Below are 19,159 nucleotides of genomic sequence, written 5' to 3'. Positions count from 1 at the left end.
TCTAGAGGGCTCGCGTCCGGAGTCTCAAGCAGAGCTTTCCTACTGGCACCCGTCGTCTTGGACTGCCCGATACTTCACCCAGAGCTGGCAGGCGCACTCGGGCTGCTCCACCCGCGGCTCGATACGCACGCTCAGCACGCCGTCGAAACGCCTGGCGCACTGCGTCGTGCCCTCCAGGTGCATCCACACCTGCTCCACGAGGCACTGCTTGCCCCGCAGGGTGATGGCCGCGCTGGACTCGCTGCCATCGAGCACGAAGGCGTCATCACTGAACTCGCCGCGGGGAAGCACGAAGCCGATGAGCTGCAGGCCCCGCCAGTCCGAGGTCATGCGCACGACATCGCCGTCGATCTTCAGCTCGCCGTCCCAGAGCGACTCCTCCGAGGAGAGCAGGCCGCAGTCATCCCGGATGAGCTCCGTGGTGGTGAATTCATAGCGCTTCTCGTTCTGGAGGTTGGCGCGGGTACAGCCACCCCCCAGCAACAGGGCCAGGGTGCACGGAAGGAACCAACGGAGCAGAGGGAGCGCGGCCACGGCGAGCAGGCTAACGCAGCACGGGCCCACATGCGCGGTGCAATGGGGAGGCCAGGGGTTAGAATGTCGCCCCATGGCCTCGTACAAGAACCCCGTGCCCACCGTGGACTGCATCATCGAGTTGTCCGGCGAGCGCGTCGTGCTCATCCGCCGCCAGAACCCACCCCTGGGCTGGGCCCTGCCCGGTGGCTTCGTGGACGAGGGCGAGCGCCTGGACGTGGCGGCGGTGCGCGAGGTGAAGGAGGAGACGGGCCTGGACGTGGAGCTGGTGGAGCAGTTCTTCACCTACTCGGACCCGAGCCGGGATCCCCGCCGGCACACCCTCTCCACCGTCTTCATCGGCCGGGCCCGGGGCGAGCCCCAGGGCGCGGATGACGCCGCCGAGGCACGGGCCTTCCCGGTGGACGCCCTGCCCCGCGAGCTGTGCTTCGACCATGGCACCATCCTCGCCGACTACCTGACCTACAAGCGCACCGGCCAGCGCCGCAAGCTCTGAGCCCCGAGCCTCCTGGATGCACTACCTTCCCCTGCTCCTCGCGCTCGGCCTGCTCGTGGCGCTGCATGAACTGGGTCACCTCGTGGCCGCGCGGCTGCTGGGCCTGCGGGTGGAGCGGTACACGCTCGGCTTCGGTCCGCCCGTGTTCTCCTGGCGGTGGCGGGGCACGGAGTACGCACTGGGCGCGGTGCCGCTGGGCGGTTCCGTGCGCATCCACGGGATGAACCCCCACGCGCCGGGCCTGGAGCCCACGGACTCCACGAGCTTTCCGGCGCAGCGCCCCTGGAAGCGGCTGCTGGTGCTGCTCGGGGGACCGCTGGCCAATGCGCTCTTCGCGCTCGGTGTCCTCTTCGCGCTCTACACCACCGGCACGCACGTCGTGGTGCCGCTCACGGTGGGCACCATCACCCCCGGCTCCGAGGCGGCGCGCGCCCAGTTGCTGCCCGGCGATCGGCTGGTGAGCGTGGATGGCGAGCCGCTGGAGAGCTGGAGTGGCTTCGTGGAGTTCATCGCGCGGCGGCCCGGACGCGAGCTGCGCCTGGGCGTCGAGCGTCAAGGCGAGGAGCGCGAGGTGGTGGTGCGGCCCCGGCCGGACGAGCGGGGCGTGGGGCGCATTGGCGTGAGCCAGCAGTACGTGTACCGCGCGCACGCGCCCGGCCAGGCGCTGCTGCAGGCACTGGCACACACGGGCAACCTCGTGCTCGAGGGCGCACGGATGGGGGAGCGGCTCCTGCGCGGCACCCAGGGCATCGCCCTGGCCAACCCGCTGGGCGTGGTGAAGCAGTCCTCGGGAGCGGCGGGCAGCGGCCTGGGCGCCTTCCTGCGGGTGATGGTCAACCTGTCCATGGCCCTCGCCTTCTTCCACCTGCTGCCCCTGCCCTCGTTGGACGGCGGACGCATCGTGTTCGTGCTCATCGAGTCGATCAGCGGCCGCAAGGTGCCCGCGCGAGTGGAGACGCTGGTGCACGCGGTGGGCTTCGTCGCCCTGCTGGGTCTGGTGCTGACAGTGTCGCTCGCGGATCTCCGCCAGCGCGTGGGCCGTGCCCAGCAGGGCCTCGACGCGCGCGAGCCGGGTGACAGCCCCCTGTTCCTCTGGGAGAAGACCGGAGGAGGCACCAGGCCCGGCGCCTCCTCCCACGTGGACGACTGCCCCGCCCGGCCACCCGCTCCTTCCGGAACCGCCGCCGCTGGGTCCCCGAAGGACGCTTGCACCAAGACCGAGGCGGCGAGCCCTCCTCCCTGAGACCTGGCGCCAGGCGGGCGGCCTTCCCCGGATAGCCATCCGCGCACCAGCACTCGCACTCGTCTCCCTTTTCGTGAAAAATCACGAAGTCATGGAATTGGTACCGGATGCGAAAACCCAGGGAGCGGCTTGATGGACTCCGGGGTCCAGGGTGGGGAGGGAATGGGGATGAAGAGGGGATGCGGGCCTTGAGGCGAGGGGGCAACGACGGGCGGCTGGCGCTGGAAAGAGCGACGCTGTTGGGCGCCCTGGTGGAGCTGGAACAGGCCAACCCGGAGGGCTGCGTGGCGCTGTGCGCCGTACGGGATGAGGCCCAGGCCATCGTCGACTTCGAGTTCATCTTCTCCAACGACGCCGACGTCATGAAGCGCGTCTGTCCGGAGCTCGTCGTCGGGCGGCGGCTGAGCGAGGCCGCACCCGAGGCGCTGCGGAGCCAGTTCACCCTCTGGTGCCAGGTGGTGGAGACACGGCGGGCCGCGCGGAGCGAGCTGCAGGAGGCCGGCTGTTGGTTGCGCGGCACGATCACCCCCCTGCTGGACGGCGTCCTCGTGCGCTTCCAGGACATCACCGCGCTCGTACGGGACACGCGGGAGCGCGAGGCGCGGCTCGAGCAGGAGCAGTCGGGCCGGCGGGAAGCGGAGGTCCTGGCGCGAGAGCAGGCCGGGCAGCTCCTGGTGGCCCAGGAGAAACTGGTGCGCTCTGGCAGGCTCATGGTGGCGGGCCAGCTCGCGACGGGCGTGGGGCACGAAATCAACAACCCGCTGGCCTTCGTCACCGGCAACCTGCACGTGGCCCTGGAGCAGCTCGGCGCGCTGGCCAGTGAGCTGTCCCCCTCCGCCACCGAGCGGCTGCGCGAGACGGCCCAGGCCCTGGAAGACGCGCGCAAGGGCGCCGAGCGCATCCGCTCCATCGTGAGGGAGCTGCGGACCCTGGCGCGCGCGAGCGACTCCCACACGGAGCCGGTGGACGTGGGCGCGGCCCTGGAGCTCAGCCTGTCCATGGCCATGCCTCACATCCGCCATCGGGCCCAGGTGGTGCGCCACGTCATGCCCGTACCGCGCGTGCCGGGCAACGAGTCCAAGCTGGGCCAGGTGATCCTCAACCTGTTGATCAACGCCGCCCAGGCCATCCCCGAGGGAGACGCGACCCACCACGCCATCACCGTGGGGACCCGGATGGAGGGCTCCCAGGTGGTGATCGAGGTGCGCGACACGGGCAAGGGAATGAGCGCGGAGGTCCTGGCGCGCATCTTCGAGCCCTTCTTCACCACCAAGCTCCCCGGCGAGGGCACCGGCCTGGGACTGCCCATCAGCCTGGACATCATCCGGAGCATGGGCGGCGAGATGAAGGTCCAGAGCGAGCCCGGACGCGGGAGCTGCTTCCAGCTCGTGCTGCCCGTCCTCGACGAGGCCACGGCTCCGGAGCTGGCCCCTCGGGTGGTGAAGCAACCGGCGCCCTCGCGCCGGCGCGTGCTCATCGTCGACGACGAGCCCGCCATCGGCACGATGATGGTGCGCGTGCTCGGGCGCCACCACGAGGTGAAGGTCGTGCACAGCGGGCGCGAGGCGCTCGAGCTGTTGTGCGGGGATCCCGGCTACGACCGGGTGTTCTGCGACCTGATGATGGGGGACATGACGGGCATGGATCTGCACGCGGCGCTCGCGCGGCGGCGTCCCGAGTACCTGCCACGCATCATCTTCATGACGGGCGGAGCCTTCACCGACCGGGCGCGGGCCTTCCTCGCGGAGGCCTCGGTGGAGAGCATCGACAAGCCCTTCGAGGCCGGCGCCCTGCGCGAGCGCGTGGAGCGGCCCCTGCCGGATGAGCGGTAGCGGCACTCACGCCAGGAGCTGGAACTGCCCCAGGTCGTAGCGCCGGCTGGTGAAGTGCCACAGCAGGCTGCCGGAGATCCACTGGCCGCACATCTTCCAGAGCGCCTCCAGGCAACCGGGGGCGCGTGGACGCATCGCCAGGAACTCGCCGAAGCGGGCCGCGTAGAAATCCCTCGCGAACGACACGTACTCGTGGCCGACGGGAAAATAGGACTTCAGACGCAGGTGCTCCTGCTCCTGCTCCTCCTCCTTGCGCAGGGACAGCACGTCGTTCTGCAACGCGACGAGGTCGGCCGCGACATGCTTCATCCGCTCGGCCGCGTCCCGGTCGCGCTCGGGCAGTGGCCTGCCCAGGTAGGCGAAGCAGAACTCGAGCTCCGGCCGCATGCCGATCGTCAGGCCCCGGTTGTCCAGGTAGCGCGGCAGCGACACCTGCTTGTCGAACTCCAGCAGGAAGCCCTCGTAGTAACCGCGGATCTCCCGCACGATGCGCGAGGTGTCGAGCCCCACGCGCTCGATGTCCTCCAGGACGATGCGCAGCAGGGCGCAGCTCATGTTCACCCATGGCAGCCGGCTGACGTGGCGCCGGTCCTCGAGCCAGGCCGACAGGTCGTGCACCACCGCCTCGCGCAGCTCTGGCGGCACCGAGTGCCCATCGACGAAGTAGTCCAGGGCGAAGAACCAGTCCATCCGATCCTGACTGTTCTGGAGGTAGAGCGAGGAGACCGTGCTGCACGTGTAATAGGTGAGCAGATCGAAATCCCCTTGGAGCATGTGCGCGCGGAGCTTCTCCAGCGCCGGAAAATGCCCGCGCCTGCTCAAGTCCAGGGACACGGGATACGTGTTCGCGATGACACGATAGTTGGAGAAGTCGATGGGCCAGGCGATCCGGTGCCGAGTGCCATCCACATGGATGTCGAAGACGGCCTCGTCCCTTCTGGCCAGCGTCTGGATGAGTGCGTCGATGCGCGCGTACCGGGGCTCCCCGCGGACGGCCCCCAGGCTCGGCCGGAGCACCGCGGCCATCCGCCTGTCATTGAAATGGAACGCGGCATTCGCTGCCATCTGGCAACTCCTCATCCTGGTGGATAGAAACAGGCGGCCCCCCTCCCGGGCGCTGGCCGGGCAAACAAGCACATCGTGGAATACGAGTAAACGAGAGAAAGCCAAAAAGGCACACGGCCTCCTCGTATCCCAGAGCCACCCCACCTGATTCCCATCCTCCAAGGAATTCCTCCCGGATGAGACATGAGAGTGAAAGTCCATGGACTTCGTGAACGGGTTCACGTCCCGTGACGACGAGCGGGCTCGCCCGCCTGGACAGTCAGCCCACGGCGCACGGGGCTCGTCCTCCGAGCAACCAGGAGGTGCCTCGCGGGGCCGAATCGCGCCGATAGAAGGGAGCCACGGAGACGGGAGCCGTCTATGATCCCCCACGCCATGAAGACCAAGGCGAGCCACGACGGCCTGTTCTGCGAGCTGTATTGGGGGACCACCCGGAATGAGGCCTGGAACTTCGGCCCCGAGCAGACGCGCGTGCTCGCCGCGCCGGATGAAACGGTGGCCCTGCCCCTCTACGGCTTCACCCTGCCGGAGGAGCCCTTCCTCATCGCCGAGCGCACCCCGGAGGGCTACCGCGTCTTCGTGCCGCCCGCCTCGCGCGTCGAGCGCAGCCGGCGCGGCGACGCCTTCCAGCCGGTGCCCGACACGGAGCTGCGCCGCTCCGGGGCCAGTGCCTGGGTGGAGCTCACCGCGGAGGACCGGGTGCGCCTGTCCCAGGGAGAGCTGTCCCTGCTGCTCGCCCCCTCGGTGGCGGGCAAGCGCGCGAGTGGACTGGGCGCGCGCGACCTGGGTCTGCTCGCGATGCTGCTCGCCCTCCTGCTCAGCATCCCGGTGGGGTTGATCCTCGCGGGGCACTCGCCCGAGCACATGGCGGAGTCCAATGCCCGCGCCCTCGCCGCCGCGCGCGAGAAGGAGCAGGCCGAACGCAAGCGGCTCGGCGTGGACACCCCGGCGCGTCCCCTCGCCCCGGACACCCTGCCCGACGCTGGCGTGAGGACAACGCTGCCCGGCAGCTTCGGCGTCCACTGAGATGAGCGCCGGGCATCCCGTGCTGCACTTCATCGCGGGAAAGGTGGGCTCGGGCAAGACGACGCTCGCGCGCAGGCTCGCGCTCGAGCTCCCCGCGGCGCACATCTGCGAGGACCAGTGGATCGCCCTGTTGGGGGGTGAGGTGAAGACGCTGCGCGACTACGTGCGCCACTCCACGCGCTGCCGTGGGTTGATGGGGCCGCACCTGCGTGAACTCCTGCGCGTGGGCTGCTCGCTGGTGCTCGACTTCGCTGGGAACACGCCGCGCGACCGCGCCTGGGTGCGCGGCATCTTCGAGCCCATGGGAGCCGACCACGTGCTCCACGTGATGGATGTGCCGGAGACGCTGTGCCTCGAGCGGCTGCGCCGGCGCAATGCCGAACGGCCCGCGGGTCTGTTCTGGTTCGAGGTGAGCGAGGCGCTCCACCACGAGGCGGCGAGGTATTACGTGCCGCCCACGGAGGCGGAGGGCTTCCACGTCGTCCGTCACGACGCGGCCTGCCTCGGCGACGGATAGAAGGAGCCCTCTTTCAGGACGACTGGCCGAGAACGGCTGCCGTCGGCGGCACTGCCGGCGCGAGATTCCGGAGGAGCCCTCCGCTCCGCCGTGCGGTGAGTGGTGCGACGGGGCCGGGTGACTGCCAGTTCGCGCCGATGCCCTCGGCGAAGTCCTCGAGCAGTGCTCGGGCGTAGGCCTCACGGGCCTCCCGAGCCGTTACCTCCGACCAGGCGAGCCGCTCCAGAGCCTGAGCCCCTTCCTTGGTCTCACGATAGGCCCGCTCGGCACTCGCGTTCGGATCGCACAGGTACCGGAGGTATTGCTTGGGGTGCCGGTGGGGCTCGACCGCGTTGGGCGCTCGCCTCTGGAGCCATTGACGGTAATCGGGGTCGTCCACCTCGAAGGCTTCCGTATCGTGCTGGGCCACGTCGAATCGGCTCGCCGCCTTTGCTCCAGCACGAGTGAGTGCGGCGGACTCCGCGTAGAAGTAGGCCTCGGGCATGGGCACGAAGAGGTGGAACGAGGCGCGGCGGCGAAGGTGCTCGCGCACGCGCGTCTCGTCGGCTGGCAGGAACTTCCGGTCCTTGAGCGTGAGTTCGAGCTCCCGCGCGAGGTACGCGGTCACGACATGCGGCTGGTCCACGTTGACCAGTTCGAGATCGTCAACGGCGAGCACCAGGTCTGGAATGGCATTCAAGAACCTGCCCGGCTCGAACGCCGACACGATCGCTTGAGCCATCTCCCGAGCGCGCGTCTTCAGCCCCGGCACGCGTCCCGGGTGACTTCCCAGCCTGCTCGACGTGAAGTCCTGCACCTTCTGCGTCGGCCAAAACTCCAACTCATCTTCTGGGAAGGCATGGCGCAACGATGCCGCCAACGCGACCCGTTCCATCTCCCCGGTCACAACGAGCTGCACCCGGATCATGTCTTCGGCGGGACCTGCGGGGCGATCGTCTGATTCATGTAGAGGTCGCCGAGGGCGAAGTTCCGGAGCCACTCCGGATTCTGGTGCTGGTCGAGCCGTACAGGGAGGCTCTCATGCCCCGGCTCCATGATGAAGACGTGGTCCAGTTGGCCGTTGAACTCGTTCAGTAATGTCGGTGAGTGCGTAGCGAGTACAATGGTCAGTCTATGCAACTCGGCACGCTCCCTCATGAGCGCAACGAGCCGCTGTATCGCATACGGATGGAGACCGTTCTCTGGTTCGTCGATGCAGATGACCTCATCGTCTTCCCCCGATGCGACCGCGCAGAGCGAAAGTAGCGCCATGAGGAGCCCGTTCGGAGCGAGGTGCATGGGTGTCGGATCGCCACCTCGGGGACCGTAGAATTGGGCAGCGACGGTTTGGCCGGCGACCGCGAAGTCGAGGTCATCAAACAGATCCGGAAAACACTCCCGCAGGCCGTTTCGCACCCACTCCCAGAGAGGTCGATGCTCTCTCTTTCCCGCGATCCAGTTGCGCAGGACGGTGAAGACATTGCGCCCATCTGGGTTGAGTTTGACGTCCGTCCCCTCTCGTGACCCATCCCTCTTCAACTGCCAAAAGGCATCGAAGCTGTAGAAAATCGGGGATGCCAGGCAGGCCAATAGGAGGTACAAATCCCCTAAGTTAGGGATCGATATCGACACAGCAGACAGAAAGCCTTGGTCACCAAGGATCTTGTTTTCCTCAAGAAGCCGAAAACTAGCTTCGCCGGCTCGCTGTTCCGCCACGACCTCCTGACCGACAATAAGACGTTCGGGAACGGGCTCAACGACACCGGGTCCACGCGTGGAGGGTTCGGCCTCCCACCGCGCAACTCCGGAGGTAAGTGCAAATCGAACGGGCTCATTGGCGGCTGCTTGCCAGTGCTTAAAAAGGAAGGCACCACCGTGTGCGCTTAGCGCTTTTCCAAAGCCTTCCACTGTGGCGCGTCTCAGAAACTGCAGCACGCTCAGCAGAGTCGTCTTGCCACTGCCATTGGGACCAACGAGCGCGCAGACGCCGTTCGCCTTCCAGCGAATCCGGCGCAGGGCACGATAGTTGTCAACCTCAAGTTCGAAACCCATGTGGCCTCCAGCGCGGAAGATACTCGCGGTTTCTCGCCAGGGACCAAAAACTCGACTGTCAACCCGGCTCAGGGCCCCAGGCCCACCCACACCTCGCCATCCTCGAAGAACTCCTTCTTCCAGATGGGCACGTCCTGCTTGAGCCGTTCAATCGCGTGCTCGCACCCGAGGAACGCCTCCTTGCGGTGCGGCGCCGCGGCGGCGATCACCACCGCCAGCTCGCCCGGATGCAGCGTGCCCACCCGGTGCACGATGGCCAGCCGCGTGCCGTTGAACCGCTCGGCCACCTCGGCCCCAATCTCCGCCAGCTTCTTCTCCGCCATGGGAGGATAGGCCTCGTACTCCAGCCTCACCACGCGCCGGCCCTTCGTCTGGTTGCGCACCGCCCCCGAGAAGGTGACGAGCCCGCCCAACGCCTCGCTGGCCACCGCCTCCACCACTTCCTCCAGGCGCAGCGGCCGGTCCACCACCCGGAACAGCCCACCGGAGCCCCCCGCCACCGGCGGAATCAACGCCACCTCGGCCCCCGGGGGCACCTCGGTCTCGGACGTGGAGAACTCCTGGTTCACCGCCACCCGCAGGTGGGGCAGCAGCGGCGCGAGCCCGGGGTGGCGCGAGGCCAGCAGGCTCAACACCTCCCCCACCCGCGTGCCGACGGGCACCTCCAGCGACTCGCGTGCGAGCCCCGCGCGCTCCCGCGCCGCGGCGAAATAGAGAATGGTGAGCGAGCTGGACACGGCGGCAACCTCAGCGCGAGCGCAAGACGGTGCTCATGCGGAAACGGCCGCCCCCCTGCTCGGGCGCGAAGTCGAGGAAGAGGCTCTCGATGGGCGGCAGTTGATCGATCAACGTGCCCACCAGGGCACGCGCCATGGGAAGCTGCTGCGGCGGCACGCCGGGCACCTCCCGAGGTGAATCCAATTCCGAGCGCACCCGGCCCATGTCCACCATGGCCGACAGGTGGCCCGGCTCGAAGCCCTGGGCCCCGAAGCGCTGGCGCAGCTCCTCGCCCACCCCGCCCTGCGCGCGCGCCGTCAGCGACTCGCCCCCGCGCAGCGTCAGCCGGTCCGCCGTGAGGCTGACGTCCACCGGCTGCTCGAACACGCGCGTGGTCAGGCGCGTGGCGCCCCCTTCCTTGCGCACCTCGAAGGGCTGCCCGCGCGACTTGAGCACCCCGGTGAGCCACTCCAGCACCGGCTCGGAGCGCACGAGCCCCGCCTGGAACAACACGCTGCCGCGCGGCTCCGGCAACTGGGCGCCCTTGAGCAGGTGGCGGTAGAAGGCCGGCGCGTCCAGGTAGGCCAGCAACGACAGGTCTCCGCGCAGCGCGCCCAGCATCCCCTGCACGCCGGCCGCGTCGAGTCCCTGGCGCGCCATGCGCTGCTCCGTCTGCGCGCGGCGCTCCGAGCCGGGTGCGCCGAAGACGAGCTTCGCCAGCGTCTCGGGAGGCAGGGACACCGACAGCGCGGCGATGGGCCCCAGGGGCGCCCGGGCCAGCAGCTCCGAGCCCGGCGCCGTGCCGCCCTGGAAGAGCGACTTGTCCGACACCACCCACCCCTCCAGGTCCGCCCGGGTGTCCTGGAACGTCAGCGCCGCCCACAAGCCCTGGATGCTCGCGGACGCGTCCTCGCCCTCGGGGCGGGCGAACACGTGCACGTGGCCCGCGCCCACCTTCGCGCGCAGCGACGTGAGCAGCGGCTGCTCGGAGAGTCCCGAGCCGCTCGCGCCCTGGATGCGCGCGCGCACCTCCTCCACCGCCGCGAGGCTGTCCTCGCCCACCTCCGCCAGCACCTGCTGCGGCGTGCCCTCCTCCTGCTCGGACTCGGACTCCGGCGCGTCCGGCACCACGACGTACAGGTAGCCGCGATCCGGGAAGACAACCATCGGCATGCCATTGTCCCGCCGCAGGAAGACGATGCCCTGGGGCTCGCGCCGCATCACCCGGGCGCCCCGCGACTGCACCTCCTGCACCACCGCATCCACCGCGGCCTGGGTGTCCAACACGCCCAGCAGCACCACCGAGCCCTCGAAGCGCGGCAGGGAGAAGAAGCCCAGGCCCTCGTCCGGATCCACGAGGCGCGCCTGCCCTCCCGTCACATCGCGCAGCACCAGCGCCAGCAGGGGAATCGAGTCCAGCGTCTGCAGCACCTGGGACTCGCCCACCAGTTGCGACATGAAGCCCATCAACGGGTCCACGTTGCCGCGCAGCTGGGGAAAGAAGAGGGCCACCTCGGCATCCTCCGGGATGGCGCGCAGCACGGGCCGGGACACCACCGTCAGCGTGGCGCTCGCCAGCACCGCGTCCTTGTCCAGCGCCCGCACCGCGTAGGTGCCCGGACGCTCGAAGGCGTGGGCCACCCGCGCGCCGGATTGGGCCGGCGAGCCGTCACCGAAGTCCCAGGACACCACGGGGGCGTCCCGGCCCTCGGCACCGAAGTCCACCGGCACTCCGGCCTCCACCGTGCGATCCCCTCCGGCCTCGGGCTTCACCGCCCTGTGGCAACCAGGACCCGACAGCGCCACGGCCACCACGAGAACTGCCGTCAGGGCCCGAACGGAGAAGCACGGAGGGAGAGTCATGTAGGGCCTAGTAATCCAGCGCCAGACCAAACATCCAGTAGGAGTCCGACAAGTTCAAACCCGGCTGCCCAAAGCTGTTCACTTTCGAGTACGTGTATTCAGCGAAGATATAGCTGTGGTTGATGCCCATGTCCGAGTCGAAGTCGCGCGCGAAGCGCGGCTCCAGCACGTCGAGCATGAAGGACAGACCCACGGCCACTTCCCAGCCGAACCTGACGCCGGTGCCCTTGCGCGCGGCCACCGCCGGGCTCCCCTCCACCCCCTCGCCTCCCTCCACCGCGTCCTTCGCGGGTGCCTCGTCGAGCTTGCCGCCCTTGGTGGCCCACCACGGAATGAAGACGAGCCCCGGCTTGACGTAGGGAATCAACGGGAAGCCCCACTGGAACGCCGGATAGTCGAACCGGTAGACGCCCCTCAGGTGCAGGGGAATCACGTGGAAGCCCGCACGCTCCGCGCTTGGCGTCTGTCTGTCCTTCTGCAGGGCGTAGCCGTACTTCTCCGCGTAGCCCCCCGACAGGCTCACCCCCGCCGTGCCGATGCCCTGGTAGAAGAAGCGTTGCAACTCCAATTCGAAGAGCCACCAGCGCCCCTCACCATAGATGTCCTTGAAGGGCGTGCCACCCAGCCCCTCCTCCGCGTCGACCCGCGGGCGGTAGCTGCCGAGCCGCAACTCCACGGAGCCGCCACGGGGCGACTGGGTGGGCGCGTCGGAATACTCCTGGGCCTGGCCGGGGAGCGCGGCGAGGAGCACCGCGACACCGAGGGCTACTGCTCGAGCCATGAACGATTTCTCCTTGAGAACAACCAGAAACCCAGGACGGCCAGCACCGCGCCACCCGCGACCCCACCGCCCACCGCCCCACAACCAAACTCCTGCCCATTCGACTCGCCGTAGTGCTCCATGAAGCCATACGTCTTGGTGGGGATGACCTGCACGCGCGAGCTCGGATCGCTCTCATTGCCCGCCGCGTCGAAGACGGTGGCCTCGGCCTCGTAGGTGACGTCATTCTCCAGGTTCTCCACCAGGAGGGCCCCCTTGCCCAGCGACCACTCCACCTTCCGGACCTCCTCTCCACTGAGCAGGACCCTCACCACCCCCCGGGTGGCATCCGTCGGGGCACTCACGGTGAAGCTCGCGGCGCTGTCCATCCCGCTCGTCGCGGAGAGCGCGGGCGCGGCGGGCGGCTTGCCATCGTAGATGATCTTGGCCGCGGTGGCGTTCACCACCGTGGAGGAGCAGCCAATGATGCCCTCGATCTGCCGGGTGGCGCCGCACAGCGTGAACGTCCGCTCCTCGGCGAGGCTGCCACAGGCCCCCCCCGCATCCGACGAGCCGAAGGGCAGACGCGAGCGCTCGAGGTTGAAGGTGCCCTGGGTCGAACCCTGGAAGGTCGACAGGGGGATCTCGTCCAGCGGGACATCCCCCTTCGAGGTGTCGCCCGCGGACCCCTGACACGAGCCCGTCGTCGTGATCCAGAGGTTGAGCCTGTCGCAGGGCTGGATGTTCCGCGTCCAGGTGACGGTCACGGGATTCGGGCAGTCGGCCTTGCCAAAGCTCAGGGTCTGCGTGTTGGAGGTGCCGAACGTGAATGACACCTGAGCCGAAGCCGCGGAGGACAGCAGCAACGCGGTCGTGAAGAGGAAGGTGCGCATGGGTGCGGAAGAGGTTAGCAAGCCAGGGGCCAGGAGGAATCCGGCCCCGCCCCCTCCGGCGCCCGGAGCGGGCCCCCCCACCCGCCGTCAAATGGGCAGGGACGGCCGAAACGACCTTGCCAAATTGTCAGGCGGGACGCGCGGCGAGCCGCAGGCCCGCCTCCACGAGGTTGAGGGCGGCGCCCCGGCCGGCGTTGTCCACGGTGGCGAAGAGGGTGAGCCACTCGGGGGACTGGGGGAAGGAGCGCAGGCGGCCCACATGGACGGTGGGGTCCGCGGTGACGAGGCTGGGCATGGGGTAGACCTTCTCCCCGGGGGAGTCGAGCACCTTGAGGGCGGGCGAGCCCTTGAGCGCGGCGCGGGCCTGATCCACCGGCGCGGGCTTCTTCAGGCGCACCTGGAGGCTGAGGCCATGGCCGTGGAAGGTGGGCACCTGCACGGCGGTGCCGGCCACCACGGGCACCTCGCCCCGGGGCGCGAAGAGGCGCGCGCACTCCAGCGTCCAGCCCGCCTCCTCCTCCGTCCACGGCGAGTTGGCGAGGAAGGGGCGCACCTGGGGCACCAGGTTGAAGCCCACGCGCTGGGGGAAGGTGTGCGCCTCGGGGTCCCGCCCGGACAGGAGCGCCGCCGTCTGCTGCTCCAGCTCGCGCACGCCCGCGTTGCCCGCCGAGGACACCCCCATCATCGCCGTCACCTGCACCTGGGCCACGCCGAAGGCCTGACGCAGCGGCTCGAGGATGCACGCCAGCGCGGTCGTCACCGCCGAGGGCAGCGCCACCAGGCGGCCCTTGAAGTTCGCCTCCAGCAGCTCGGAGTTGAAGCCGGGGAGCACCAGCGGCACGGCGCCCTCGGCCCGGAAGGCGGAGCTCACGTCCACCACCCACGCCCCCGCCGCCTGCGCCTGGTGCGCGAGCGAGCGCGACGCCTCCGCCGGCGTGGCCAGGAGCACCAGCCCCATGCCCCGGAAGGACTCGGCCGAGACCTTCTCCACCTCCAGCGTCTCCTCGCCGTAGTCCAGCTCCTCGCCCGCGGAGCGCTCCGAGGCCAGCAGGGTGAGCTGCTCGGCGGAGACCTCCCGGTCGAAGAGCGTGGAAACCACCTCGCGGCCCACCACGCCCGTGGCGCCCACCACGGCGATTCGCAGGTTCTCGTTCATGGCGCCCCCTTTACCCCAAGCCCCGGCCAGGTGGGTCCCGCATCTCGCCTCCCCCCCACCGGATGTCACCCCGTCCCCCCGGCCGGGGCCGAGGTCTCCCGGCAAACGTCGACTCATGGATGCGAGCGCCCCGGACGGACACCGCGCCTGGCCCTTCCGCGAGCGGACCCCCACCGGGGGTGTTACGAGGGCCGCGCCGTTCCTTCTCCCTCTTGCGACCCGAGCATGCTTCCCCTCCTGTTGAGCGCGACCCTCCTGGGAGCCACCCCCACCGCTCCGGCCGAGTTCCCCGCCACCGAGTCCGTGCCGCGCGTGCCCATGCGCTCCCGGGCGCCCCTGGTGGCCGGCATCGGGGCGGGCTTCACCCTCACCGGCACGCTCGTCTGGCTGGTCTCCAACGTCCAGGAAGGCAGCGTGGCCTCGCTGCCCGTGAGCCCCGCGGAAGTCCAGGTGGAGCGCTGGAAGCGCCAGCAGACCCAACTGGGCGGCATCGGCCTGGCGCTCGTCGGGGTGTGCACCGTGGGGATCGCGGCGGCGATGTGGAATTGGGCTCCCGGCCCCGCCCGCGCGGTCTCCGCGGCGCCCCTGCTGCTCCCGGGCGGAGGCGGCGTGGCCCTGGGAGGGACGTGGCCGTGAGAGGGGGCGCGCTGATGGCGGCCCTGCTGGTGACGTGGGGGGCGCTCGGGCACGCCGCCGAGGTGCCCCCAGCCGCCCTGCCCGAGACCGGCAAGGCGCAGCCCCCGAGGGAGCAGCCTCCCGCGGATGCGCCACTGCGCCGCAGCTACCTCGTCCCGGCGTTCGAGGCCGCGGCGTTCAACATCGGCCTGTTCTCCTTCCACAACCTCATCACCCGCGAGCCCTTCGCCGTCATCTCCTGGGAGACGACGCGCGGGCACTTCGATGGCACCCACGGGTGGACCTTCGACGTGGACCAGTTCATCACCAACCAGTTCGGCCACCCCTACCACGGCTCGCTCATCTACAACTTCGCGCGCTCCTCCGGGATGCCCTTCTGGCGCGCGGGCCTCTACAACTTCGCCGCCAGCCTGGGCTGGGAGTACTTCGCGGAGAACGAGGCCCCGGCCATCAATGATCAAATCACCACCACGCTCGGCGGCATGTTCCTGGGCGAGGTGCTCTACCGCACCTACCGCGCCGTGATTCCCGAGGGAGGTGGCCAGGTGAGTCCGCTGCGCCGGCTCACGGGACTGCTCCTCAGTCCGGGTGCATCGCTGAACGACTGGCTGCTCGGCGGAGAGGTCTCCTCGGGCGACATCGACTCGGCGCCGCCGCTCTCCTTCGTCCTCACCCCGGGCGTGAGCCTGATGACGCGGCTGGAGGACCGGACGGCCACCACGCCCAGGCGCCTGCTCGAGGCGGGGCCTCAGGTGTCGCTGGCGGCGGAGCTCACCTACGGGGCCCTGGGCGATCCGACGTGGCGCTACCGCTATCCCTTCTCCTACTTCGACGCGAGCGCGGGGCTGACCTTTCCCGGCATCATCATGGGCAACCTCTATATCCGGGGACTGCTCCTGGGCGGGCAGTACGGGGGCCTGACGAGCCCGGTGAAAGGCCTGTGGGGCCTGTTCGGCCTCTATGACTTCGGCGCCAACAACATCGTCCGGGTGTCGTCCGTGGGCCTGGGCCTGGGGACGACGGTGCAGGCGAGGCTCGGCCAGGAGGTGTTCCTGCAGGGCAGCGCCATCCTGGGCGGCCTGGGGTTCGCCGCGGCGGGCAGTCTCGGCCTCGAGTCGCTGCTCGTGCGCGACTACCACGTCGGTCCGGGCGCGGAGGGCATCCTGGAGGCGAGACTCGTGCGCCGGGGCTTGGGGATGTTGCGCATGCGCGCCCGGCACTGGTGGGTGACGGGCGTGTACGCCGAGCCCCGGGACGGCTTCGAGTCCATCACCTACGTCACCCTCGACGGGCGCGTCCGGCTCTCCCAACACCTGGCGCTGGGGCTGGAGCTGCCCCTGTCGCAGCGCTCCTATGACTTCGGACCGGACGCCACGCAAACCATTGGCGGAGGCGGCGCGCGCATCACCCTGAGCTTCATGCCCGACGATGCCTTCGGCGTCGCCGGCCCCTGACTCAGTCGTCGAGTCAGTCTTCCTTGAGGCGCGCGGTGGGCGCGGGCCCGGGCAGCGGAGGGAACTTGGGGTTGAGCTCGGGCGCGGAGGCGCGGACGTAGTGCGGCTCCAGCGCGAAGAGCGCCTCCAGCGACTGCGCCTCGGGCAGCCGCGCCAGGTGCGCGAGCGCCACCGCCGAGGGGAACGTGGGAGCCTCAAGCAGCCGCGACGGGGCCACCCCCAGGCGCTCCAGGGCCGCGCGGTACTCGGGCAGCGCGGGGCCCAGGGCGAGCGCCTCGGGCTCGGCGGCCATGCGCTGGGCGACCTCCTCGGGACTCATGGCCTCCTCGGGGCCCAGGGCCTCCACCCCCAGGCCCGTGCGCCGGTAGGGCCCCAGGTAGAGGTCGTCCTTGCGCGCCACCGCGAGGGCGAAGAGCGACGGCCCCTCGGGGCCCTCCAGCGCCACGGCCGCGAGCGACGAGGCCCCGGCCACCTTGAGCCGCGCCGCGTACGCGAGCCCCTTCACGCACGACAGGCCAATGCGCAAGCCCGTGAAGGAGCCCGGCCCGAGGCCAATCACCAGCCCCTCCAGCGCGCCGAGCGTCACCCCGTGACGGGCGAGCACTTCCCCCACGACACCGGGGAGCGCCTCGCTCTGCTTGCGCGGCGGCGCCACCACCAGGTGCTCGAGGACGCGCAGCCCCTCGCCCTCCCGCTCCACCAGGGCCAGGGACAACGTGAGGGTGGAGCTGTCGAGGGCGAGGAACATGGGGAGGGCTTCTACCCCGCCCGCGACTCGTTGGGCACGTCGAGCTGCGCGTCGAGCTGCGAGACGCGGGTCGCGCAACGGTAGAGCCGCACCCGGGCGAGCCCCTTGTCCAGGAGATCCAGCTTCCTGGCCGCGGCGTGCGACACGTCCACCACCCGGCCCTTCACGTAGGGGCCCCGGTCGTTGACGCGCACCTCCACCGAGCGGTTGTTCTCCATGTTCACCACCTTGAGGCACGTGCCGAAGGGCAGCTTCGGGTGGGCGGCGGTGAACTTCTTCGGATCCAGCTTCTCGCCGCTGGCGGTGGCCCGGCCGTTGTAGCGATCGGCGTAGTAGGAGGCGAGCCCCTCCTCCAGGTAGCCCCGCGTGGCGGAAGCGCGCTCCGCCGTGTCCTCGTCGCCCCGGGTGGCCCGCGCGGCGCAACCCGACAGCAGCCCCAACCCCACGCTCACTCCCACGAACAACCGCCGCATTCCCACCTCGCTATCGGGTGATGTCGTTGAAGAAGGCCATGCCCATGAGCGCCACGAGCAGGATGAGGCCGACCACGTTGGCCATCTCGCGCACGCGCACCGGAATGGGGCGGCGGCGGATGGCCTCCCAGAACGCCGACAGCAGGTGGAAGCCGTCGAGGATGGGAATGGGCAGCAGGTTCATCACCCCGAGGTTGATGGAGATGATGGCCATGAGGTGCAGGAAGCTGTCCCAGCCCTGCTCCGCGCTCTTGGAGGCCAGCTGGTACATCATCACCGGGCCGCCGAGCGTCTTGGTGGACACCTGGCCGCTGACGAGCCCGCCGATGACCTTCACCATCTGACCGACGATCTTCGGCACCACGACGACGGCCTCGCGCAGCGCCTCGCCCACCCCGAGCGTCACCACCACCGTGTCCACCGGCAGCAGCTCCGCCGAGGAGGGCAGCCAGGGCCGCACGCCCAGCTCCAGCCGCGAGGACTCCTGGCCCATCTCGTCCGTGGTGGTGCGCATCGCCTGGGCGAACTGCTGGGTGTGCTCCTGCCCGTCCGTGGACGAGCGCCAGGAGAGCGTGAAGGGCTTCTCCTTGAGGGTGCTCAGCTCTCCGGCCAGGACGTTGAAGGAGCGCAGCGGCTCGCCGTTGAAGCTCACCAGCCGGTCTCCCGCGCGCAGGCCGGCCTTCTCCGCCACGCTGCCGGGGAACACGGACGACACGTACATGTCCGAGGGCTCGGCCCCCAGGGCGGAGAAGCCATCTCCCCCCGGCTGCCGCTCCAGCTTCACCGTGGCGAGGGTGGGCACACCGCCCGACACCGCGCCCACCTCCACCGGCTGCGAGCGCTGCACGGTGACCTCGAGCGGCCCCTGCAGCTTCGCCAGCTGCTCATGCAGCGCCGCCTCGTCCGGGATGTTCACCCCGTTGACGGACAGGACGCGGTCGAAGCTCTTGAACCCCGCCTGGGCGGCGACCGAACCCGCGGGCACGCCCAGCACGGCGGGCTTGCGGATGGGCTGGATGCCAATCTGGCCCCGCTCCACCGAGTCGACGGCATTGGACTCGACGATCTTGCGCGGCGTCACGCTGAGCGTCGTCGACTGGCCATCGCGCTCGATGGTGACGGGCACGGGCCGGTCGAAGCGGCCGACGAAGGCCTCGCGCAGGTCCTCGAAGGTGCGCACCGACTCACCCTCTACCGCGGTGATGCGGTCACCCGGGCGGATGCCGGCGACGGCCGCGGGCATGGCTGGATCCACGAAGCCCACACGGGTGGAGGTGGCCTCGTGCGCGCCCACGAACACGAAGAAGTAGATGAGGATGGGGAAGACGAGGTTGAAGACCGGCCCGGCCACCACGATGAGCGCGCGCTTCCACGGCGCGGCGTTGAGGAAGCCCCGATCCGCGTCCTCGGGCGCCAGCTCCTCGTGGGGCGCGTCGCCGGCCATCTTCACGTAGCCGCCCAGGGGCAGCAGCGCCACCTGGTACTCCGTCTCCCCCTTGGTGAAGGCGAACAGCTTGGGCCCGAAGCCGATGGAGAAGCGGATGACCTTCACCCCACAGGCCTTGGCCACCAGGAAGTGGCCCAGCTCGTGGACGGTGACGAGCACGCCGAGCAGCAGGATGAACAGGGCGGTGTCTTGAAACATGGGCCCAACAGTAACCGTGGGCCTCCGGCACGACAATCCGCTTCGAGGCCCGGCCACCAGGCGAGCGGAC

General features: G+C 69.7%; 19 protein-coding genes. 7 read left to right on the top strand and 12 right to left on the bottom strand.

The window, feature by feature from the left end; genetic code table 11:
- Positions 1-39 precede the first annotated feature (39 nt).
- Positions 40-534 (bottom strand): hypothetical protein, encoded by a 495-nt coding sequence (locus tag F0U63_RS13815; RefSeq protein WP_395846364.1) that lies wholly within the window; start codon positions 532-534, stop codon positions 40-42.
- Positions 535-607: 73 nt separating this feature from the next.
- Here F0U63_RS13815 and F0U63_RS13810 point away from each other — a divergent pair, with 73 nt between their 5' ends.
- From F0U63_RS13810 to F0U63_RS13800, 3 genes are all read left to right on the top strand, one after another.
- Positions 608-1,030, top strand: coding sequence for an NUDIX domain-containing protein (locus tag F0U63_RS13810; RefSeq protein ID WP_395846363.1), 423 nt, complete (start codon positions 608-610; stop codon positions 1,028-1,030).
- Between the two features lie 16 nt (positions 1,031-1,046).
- Positions 1,047-2,273 (top strand): M50 family metallopeptidase, encoded by a 1,227-nt coding sequence (locus F0U63_RS13805; protein WP_395846362.1) that lies wholly within the window; start codon positions 1,047-1,049, stop codon positions 2,271-2,273.
- Positions 2,274-2,452: 179 nt separating this feature from the next.
- The gene (locus F0U63_RS13800; protein ID WP_395846361.1) at positions 2,453-4,105 is read left to right on the top strand and encodes an ATP-binding protein; all 1,653 of its coding nucleotides are present in this window, start codon (positions 2,453-2,455) and stop codon (positions 4,103-4,105) included.
- A gap of 6 nt (positions 4,106-4,111) precedes the next feature.
- On the opposite strand, the gene F0U63_RS13795 is transcribed toward F0U63_RS13800, so the two are convergent.
- Entirely contained in the window at positions 4,112-5,170 is a 1,059-nt protein-coding gene (locus tag F0U63_RS13795) for a terpene synthase family protein (RefSeq protein ID WP_395846360.1), read from the bottom strand.
- 375 nt (positions 5,171-5,545) lie between these two features.
- Between F0U63_RS13795 and F0U63_RS13790 the strand changes: the two genes are divergently transcribed.
- Both F0U63_RS13790 and F0U63_RS13785 read left to right on the top strand, forming a co-directional pair.
- Entirely contained in the window at positions 5,546-6,196 is a 651-nt protein-coding gene (locus tag F0U63_RS13790; RefSeq protein WP_395846359.1) for a hypothetical protein, read from the top strand.
- Between the two features lies 1 nt (position 6,197).
- Entirely contained in the window at positions 6,198-6,713 is a 516-nt protein-coding gene (locus F0U63_RS13785) for an AAA family ATPase (RefSeq protein ID WP_395846358.1), read from the top strand.
- A gap of 13 nt (positions 6,714-6,726) precedes the next feature.
- Here the strand turns inward: F0U63_RS13785 and F0U63_RS13780 are convergent, their stop codons facing one another.
- The 7 genes from F0U63_RS13780 to F0U63_RS13750 form a co-directional block, all read right to left on the bottom strand.
- Positions 6,727-7,620, bottom strand: a complete 894-nt coding sequence (locus tag F0U63_RS13780; RefSeq protein ID WP_395846357.1) for a hypothetical protein — start codon at positions 7,618-7,620, stop codon at positions 6,727-6,729.
- Complete coding sequence (locus F0U63_RS13775) at positions 7,617-8,744, bottom strand: AAA family ATPase (protein ID WP_395846356.1); 1,128 nt, start codon at positions 8,742-8,744, stop codon at positions 7,617-7,619. The genes F0U63_RS13780 and F0U63_RS13775 overlap by 4 nt, the downstream gene beginning before the upstream one ends.
- A gap of 68 nt (positions 8,745-8,812) precedes the next feature.
- Positions 8,813-9,481: a molybdenum cofactor biosynthesis protein MoaE gene (locus F0U63_RS13770; protein ID WP_395846355.1), complete on the bottom strand. Its 669-nt coding sequence runs from the start codon at positions 9,479-9,481 to the stop codon at positions 8,813-8,815.
- A 10-nt stretch (positions 9,482-9,491) separates the two neighbouring features.
- On the bottom strand, positions 9,492-11,324 hold the full coding sequence (locus F0U63_RS13765; RefSeq protein ID WP_395846354.1) for a PKD domain-containing protein: 1,833 nt from the start codon (positions 11,322-11,324) through the stop codon (positions 9,492-9,494).
- Between the two features lie 7 nt (positions 11,325-11,331).
- The gene (locus F0U63_RS13760) at positions 11,332-12,105 is read right to left on the bottom strand and encodes an MXAN_2562 family outer membrane beta-barrel protein (RefSeq protein WP_395846353.1); all 774 of its coding nucleotides are present in this window, start codon (positions 12,103-12,105) and stop codon (positions 11,332-11,334) included.
- Positions 12,090-12,977, bottom strand: coding sequence for an MXAN_2561 family MXYO-CTERM-anchored protein (locus F0U63_RS13755; protein WP_395846352.1), 888 nt, complete (start codon positions 12,975-12,977; stop codon positions 12,090-12,092). Before F0U63_RS13755 ends, F0U63_RS13760 begins: the two co-directional genes overlap by 16 nt.
- 127 nt (positions 12,978-13,104) lie before the next feature.
- Positions 13,105-14,133, bottom strand: coding sequence for an aspartate-semialdehyde dehydrogenase (locus tag F0U63_RS13750; RefSeq protein WP_395846351.1), 1,029 nt, complete (start codon positions 14,131-14,133; stop codon positions 13,105-13,107).
- Between the two features lie 225 nt (positions 14,134-14,358).
- Here F0U63_RS13750 and F0U63_RS13745 point away from each other — a divergent pair, with 225 nt between their 5' ends.
- Both F0U63_RS13745 and F0U63_RS13740 read left to right on the top strand, forming a co-directional pair.
- Entirely contained in the window at positions 14,359-14,769 is a 411-nt protein-coding gene (locus F0U63_RS13745) for a hypothetical protein (protein WP_395846350.1), read from the top strand.
- Positions 14,760-16,223, top strand: coding sequence for a DUF3943 domain-containing protein (locus tag F0U63_RS13740; protein WP_395846349.1), 1,464 nt, complete (start codon positions 14,760-14,762; stop codon positions 16,221-16,223). Before F0U63_RS13745 ends, F0U63_RS13740 begins: the two co-directional genes overlap by 10 nt.
- Before the next feature lie 13 nt (positions 16,224-16,236).
- Here the strand turns inward: F0U63_RS13740 and tsaB are convergent, their stop codons facing one another.
- Genes tsaB through rseP form a run of 3 tightly spaced genes read right to left on the bottom strand, consistent with a single transcriptional unit; the run spans position 16,237 to position 19,089 of the window.
- Positions 16,237-16,971, bottom strand: coding sequence for a tRNA (adenosine(37)-N6)-threonylcarbamoyltransferase complex dimerization subunit type 1 TsaB (gene tsaB / locus F0U63_RS13735; protein ID WP_395846348.1), 735 nt, complete (start codon positions 16,969-16,971; stop codon positions 16,237-16,239).
- Positions 16,972-16,982: 11 nt separating this feature from the next.
- Positions 16,983-17,444: a septal ring lytic transglycosylase RlpA family protein gene (locus F0U63_RS13730; protein WP_395846347.1), complete on the bottom strand. Its 462-nt coding sequence runs from the start codon at positions 17,442-17,444 to the stop codon at positions 16,983-16,985.
- Positions 17,445-17,454: 10 nt separating this feature from the next.
- Positions 17,455-19,089, bottom strand: a complete 1,635-nt coding sequence (rseP, locus tag F0U63_RS13725) for an RIP metalloprotease RseP (protein WP_395846346.1) — start codon at positions 19,087-19,089, stop codon at positions 17,455-17,457.
- Positions 19,090-19,159: the final 70 nt, after the last annotated feature.

This window comes from Cystobacter fuscus (assembly GCF_044360685.1).
Classification (GTDB): Bacteria; Myxococcota; Myxococcia; order Myxococcales; family Myxococcaceae; genus Cystobacter; species Cystobacter fuscus_C.
This window is presented reverse-complemented; position numbering and strand designations above follow the sequence as displayed.

Bases quoted from the DNA above. Each gene is read 5' to 3' on its own strand.
- F0U63_RS13730 (WP_395846347.1), bottom strand. From the start codon at position 17,444: ATGCGGCGGTTGTTCGTGGGAGTGAGCGTGGGGTTGGGGCTGCTGTCG.
- F0U63_RS13805 (WP_395846362.1), top strand. From the start codon at position 1,047: ATGCACTACCTTCCCCTGCTCCTCGCGCTCGGCCTGCTCGTGGCGCTG.
- F0U63_RS13765 (WP_395846354.1), bottom strand. From the start codon at position 11,324: ATGACTCTCCCTCCGTGCTTCTCCGTTCGGGCCCTGACGGCAGTTCTC.
- F0U63_RS13800 (WP_395846361.1), top strand. From the start codon at position 2,453: ATGCGGGCCTTGAGGCGAGGGGGCAACGACGGGCGGCTGGCGCTGGAA.
- F0U63_RS13760 (WP_395846353.1), bottom strand. From the start codon at position 12,105: ATGGCTCGAGCAGTAGCCCTCGGTGTCGCGGTGCTCCTCGCCGCGCTC.
- F0U63_RS13775 (WP_395846356.1), bottom strand. From the start codon at position 8,744: ATGGGTTTCGAACTTGAGGTTGACAACTATCGTGCCCTGCGCCGGATT.
- F0U63_RS13785 (WP_395846358.1), top strand. From the start codon at position 6,198: ATGAGCGCCGGGCATCCCGTGCTGCACTTCATCGCGGGAAAGGTGGGC.
- rseP (WP_395846346.1), bottom strand. From the start codon at position 19,089: ATGTTTCAAGACACCGCCCTGTTCATCCTGCTGCTCGGCGTGCTCGTC.
- F0U63_RS13810 (WP_395846363.1), top strand. From the start codon at position 608: ATGGCCTCGTACAAGAACCCCGTGCCCACCGTGGACTGCATCATCGAG.
- tsaB (WP_395846348.1), bottom strand. From the start codon at position 16,971: ATGTTCCTCGCCCTCGACAGCTCCACCCTCACGTTGTCCCTGGCCCTG.
- F0U63_RS13755 (WP_395846352.1), bottom strand. From the start codon at position 12,977: ATGCGCACCTTCCTCTTCACGACCGCGTTGCTGCTGTCCTCCGCGGCT.
- F0U63_RS13750 (WP_395846351.1), bottom strand. From the start codon at position 14,133: ATGAACGAGAACCTGCGAATCGCCGTGGTGGGCGCCACGGGCGTGGTG.
- F0U63_RS13780 (WP_395846357.1), bottom strand. From the start codon at position 7,620: ATGATCCGGGTGCAGCTCGTTGTGACCGGGGAGATGGAACGGGTCGCG.
- F0U63_RS13745 (WP_395846350.1), top strand. From the start codon at position 14,359: ATGCTTCCCCTCCTGTTGAGCGCGACCCTCCTGGGAGCCACCCCCACC.
- F0U63_RS13795 (WP_395846360.1), bottom strand. From the start codon at position 5,170: ATGGCAGCGAATGCCGCGTTCCATTTCAATGACAGGCGGATGGCCGCG.
- F0U63_RS13790 (WP_395846359.1), top strand. From the start codon at position 5,546: ATGAAGACCAAGGCGAGCCACGACGGCCTGTTCTGCGAGCTGTATTGG.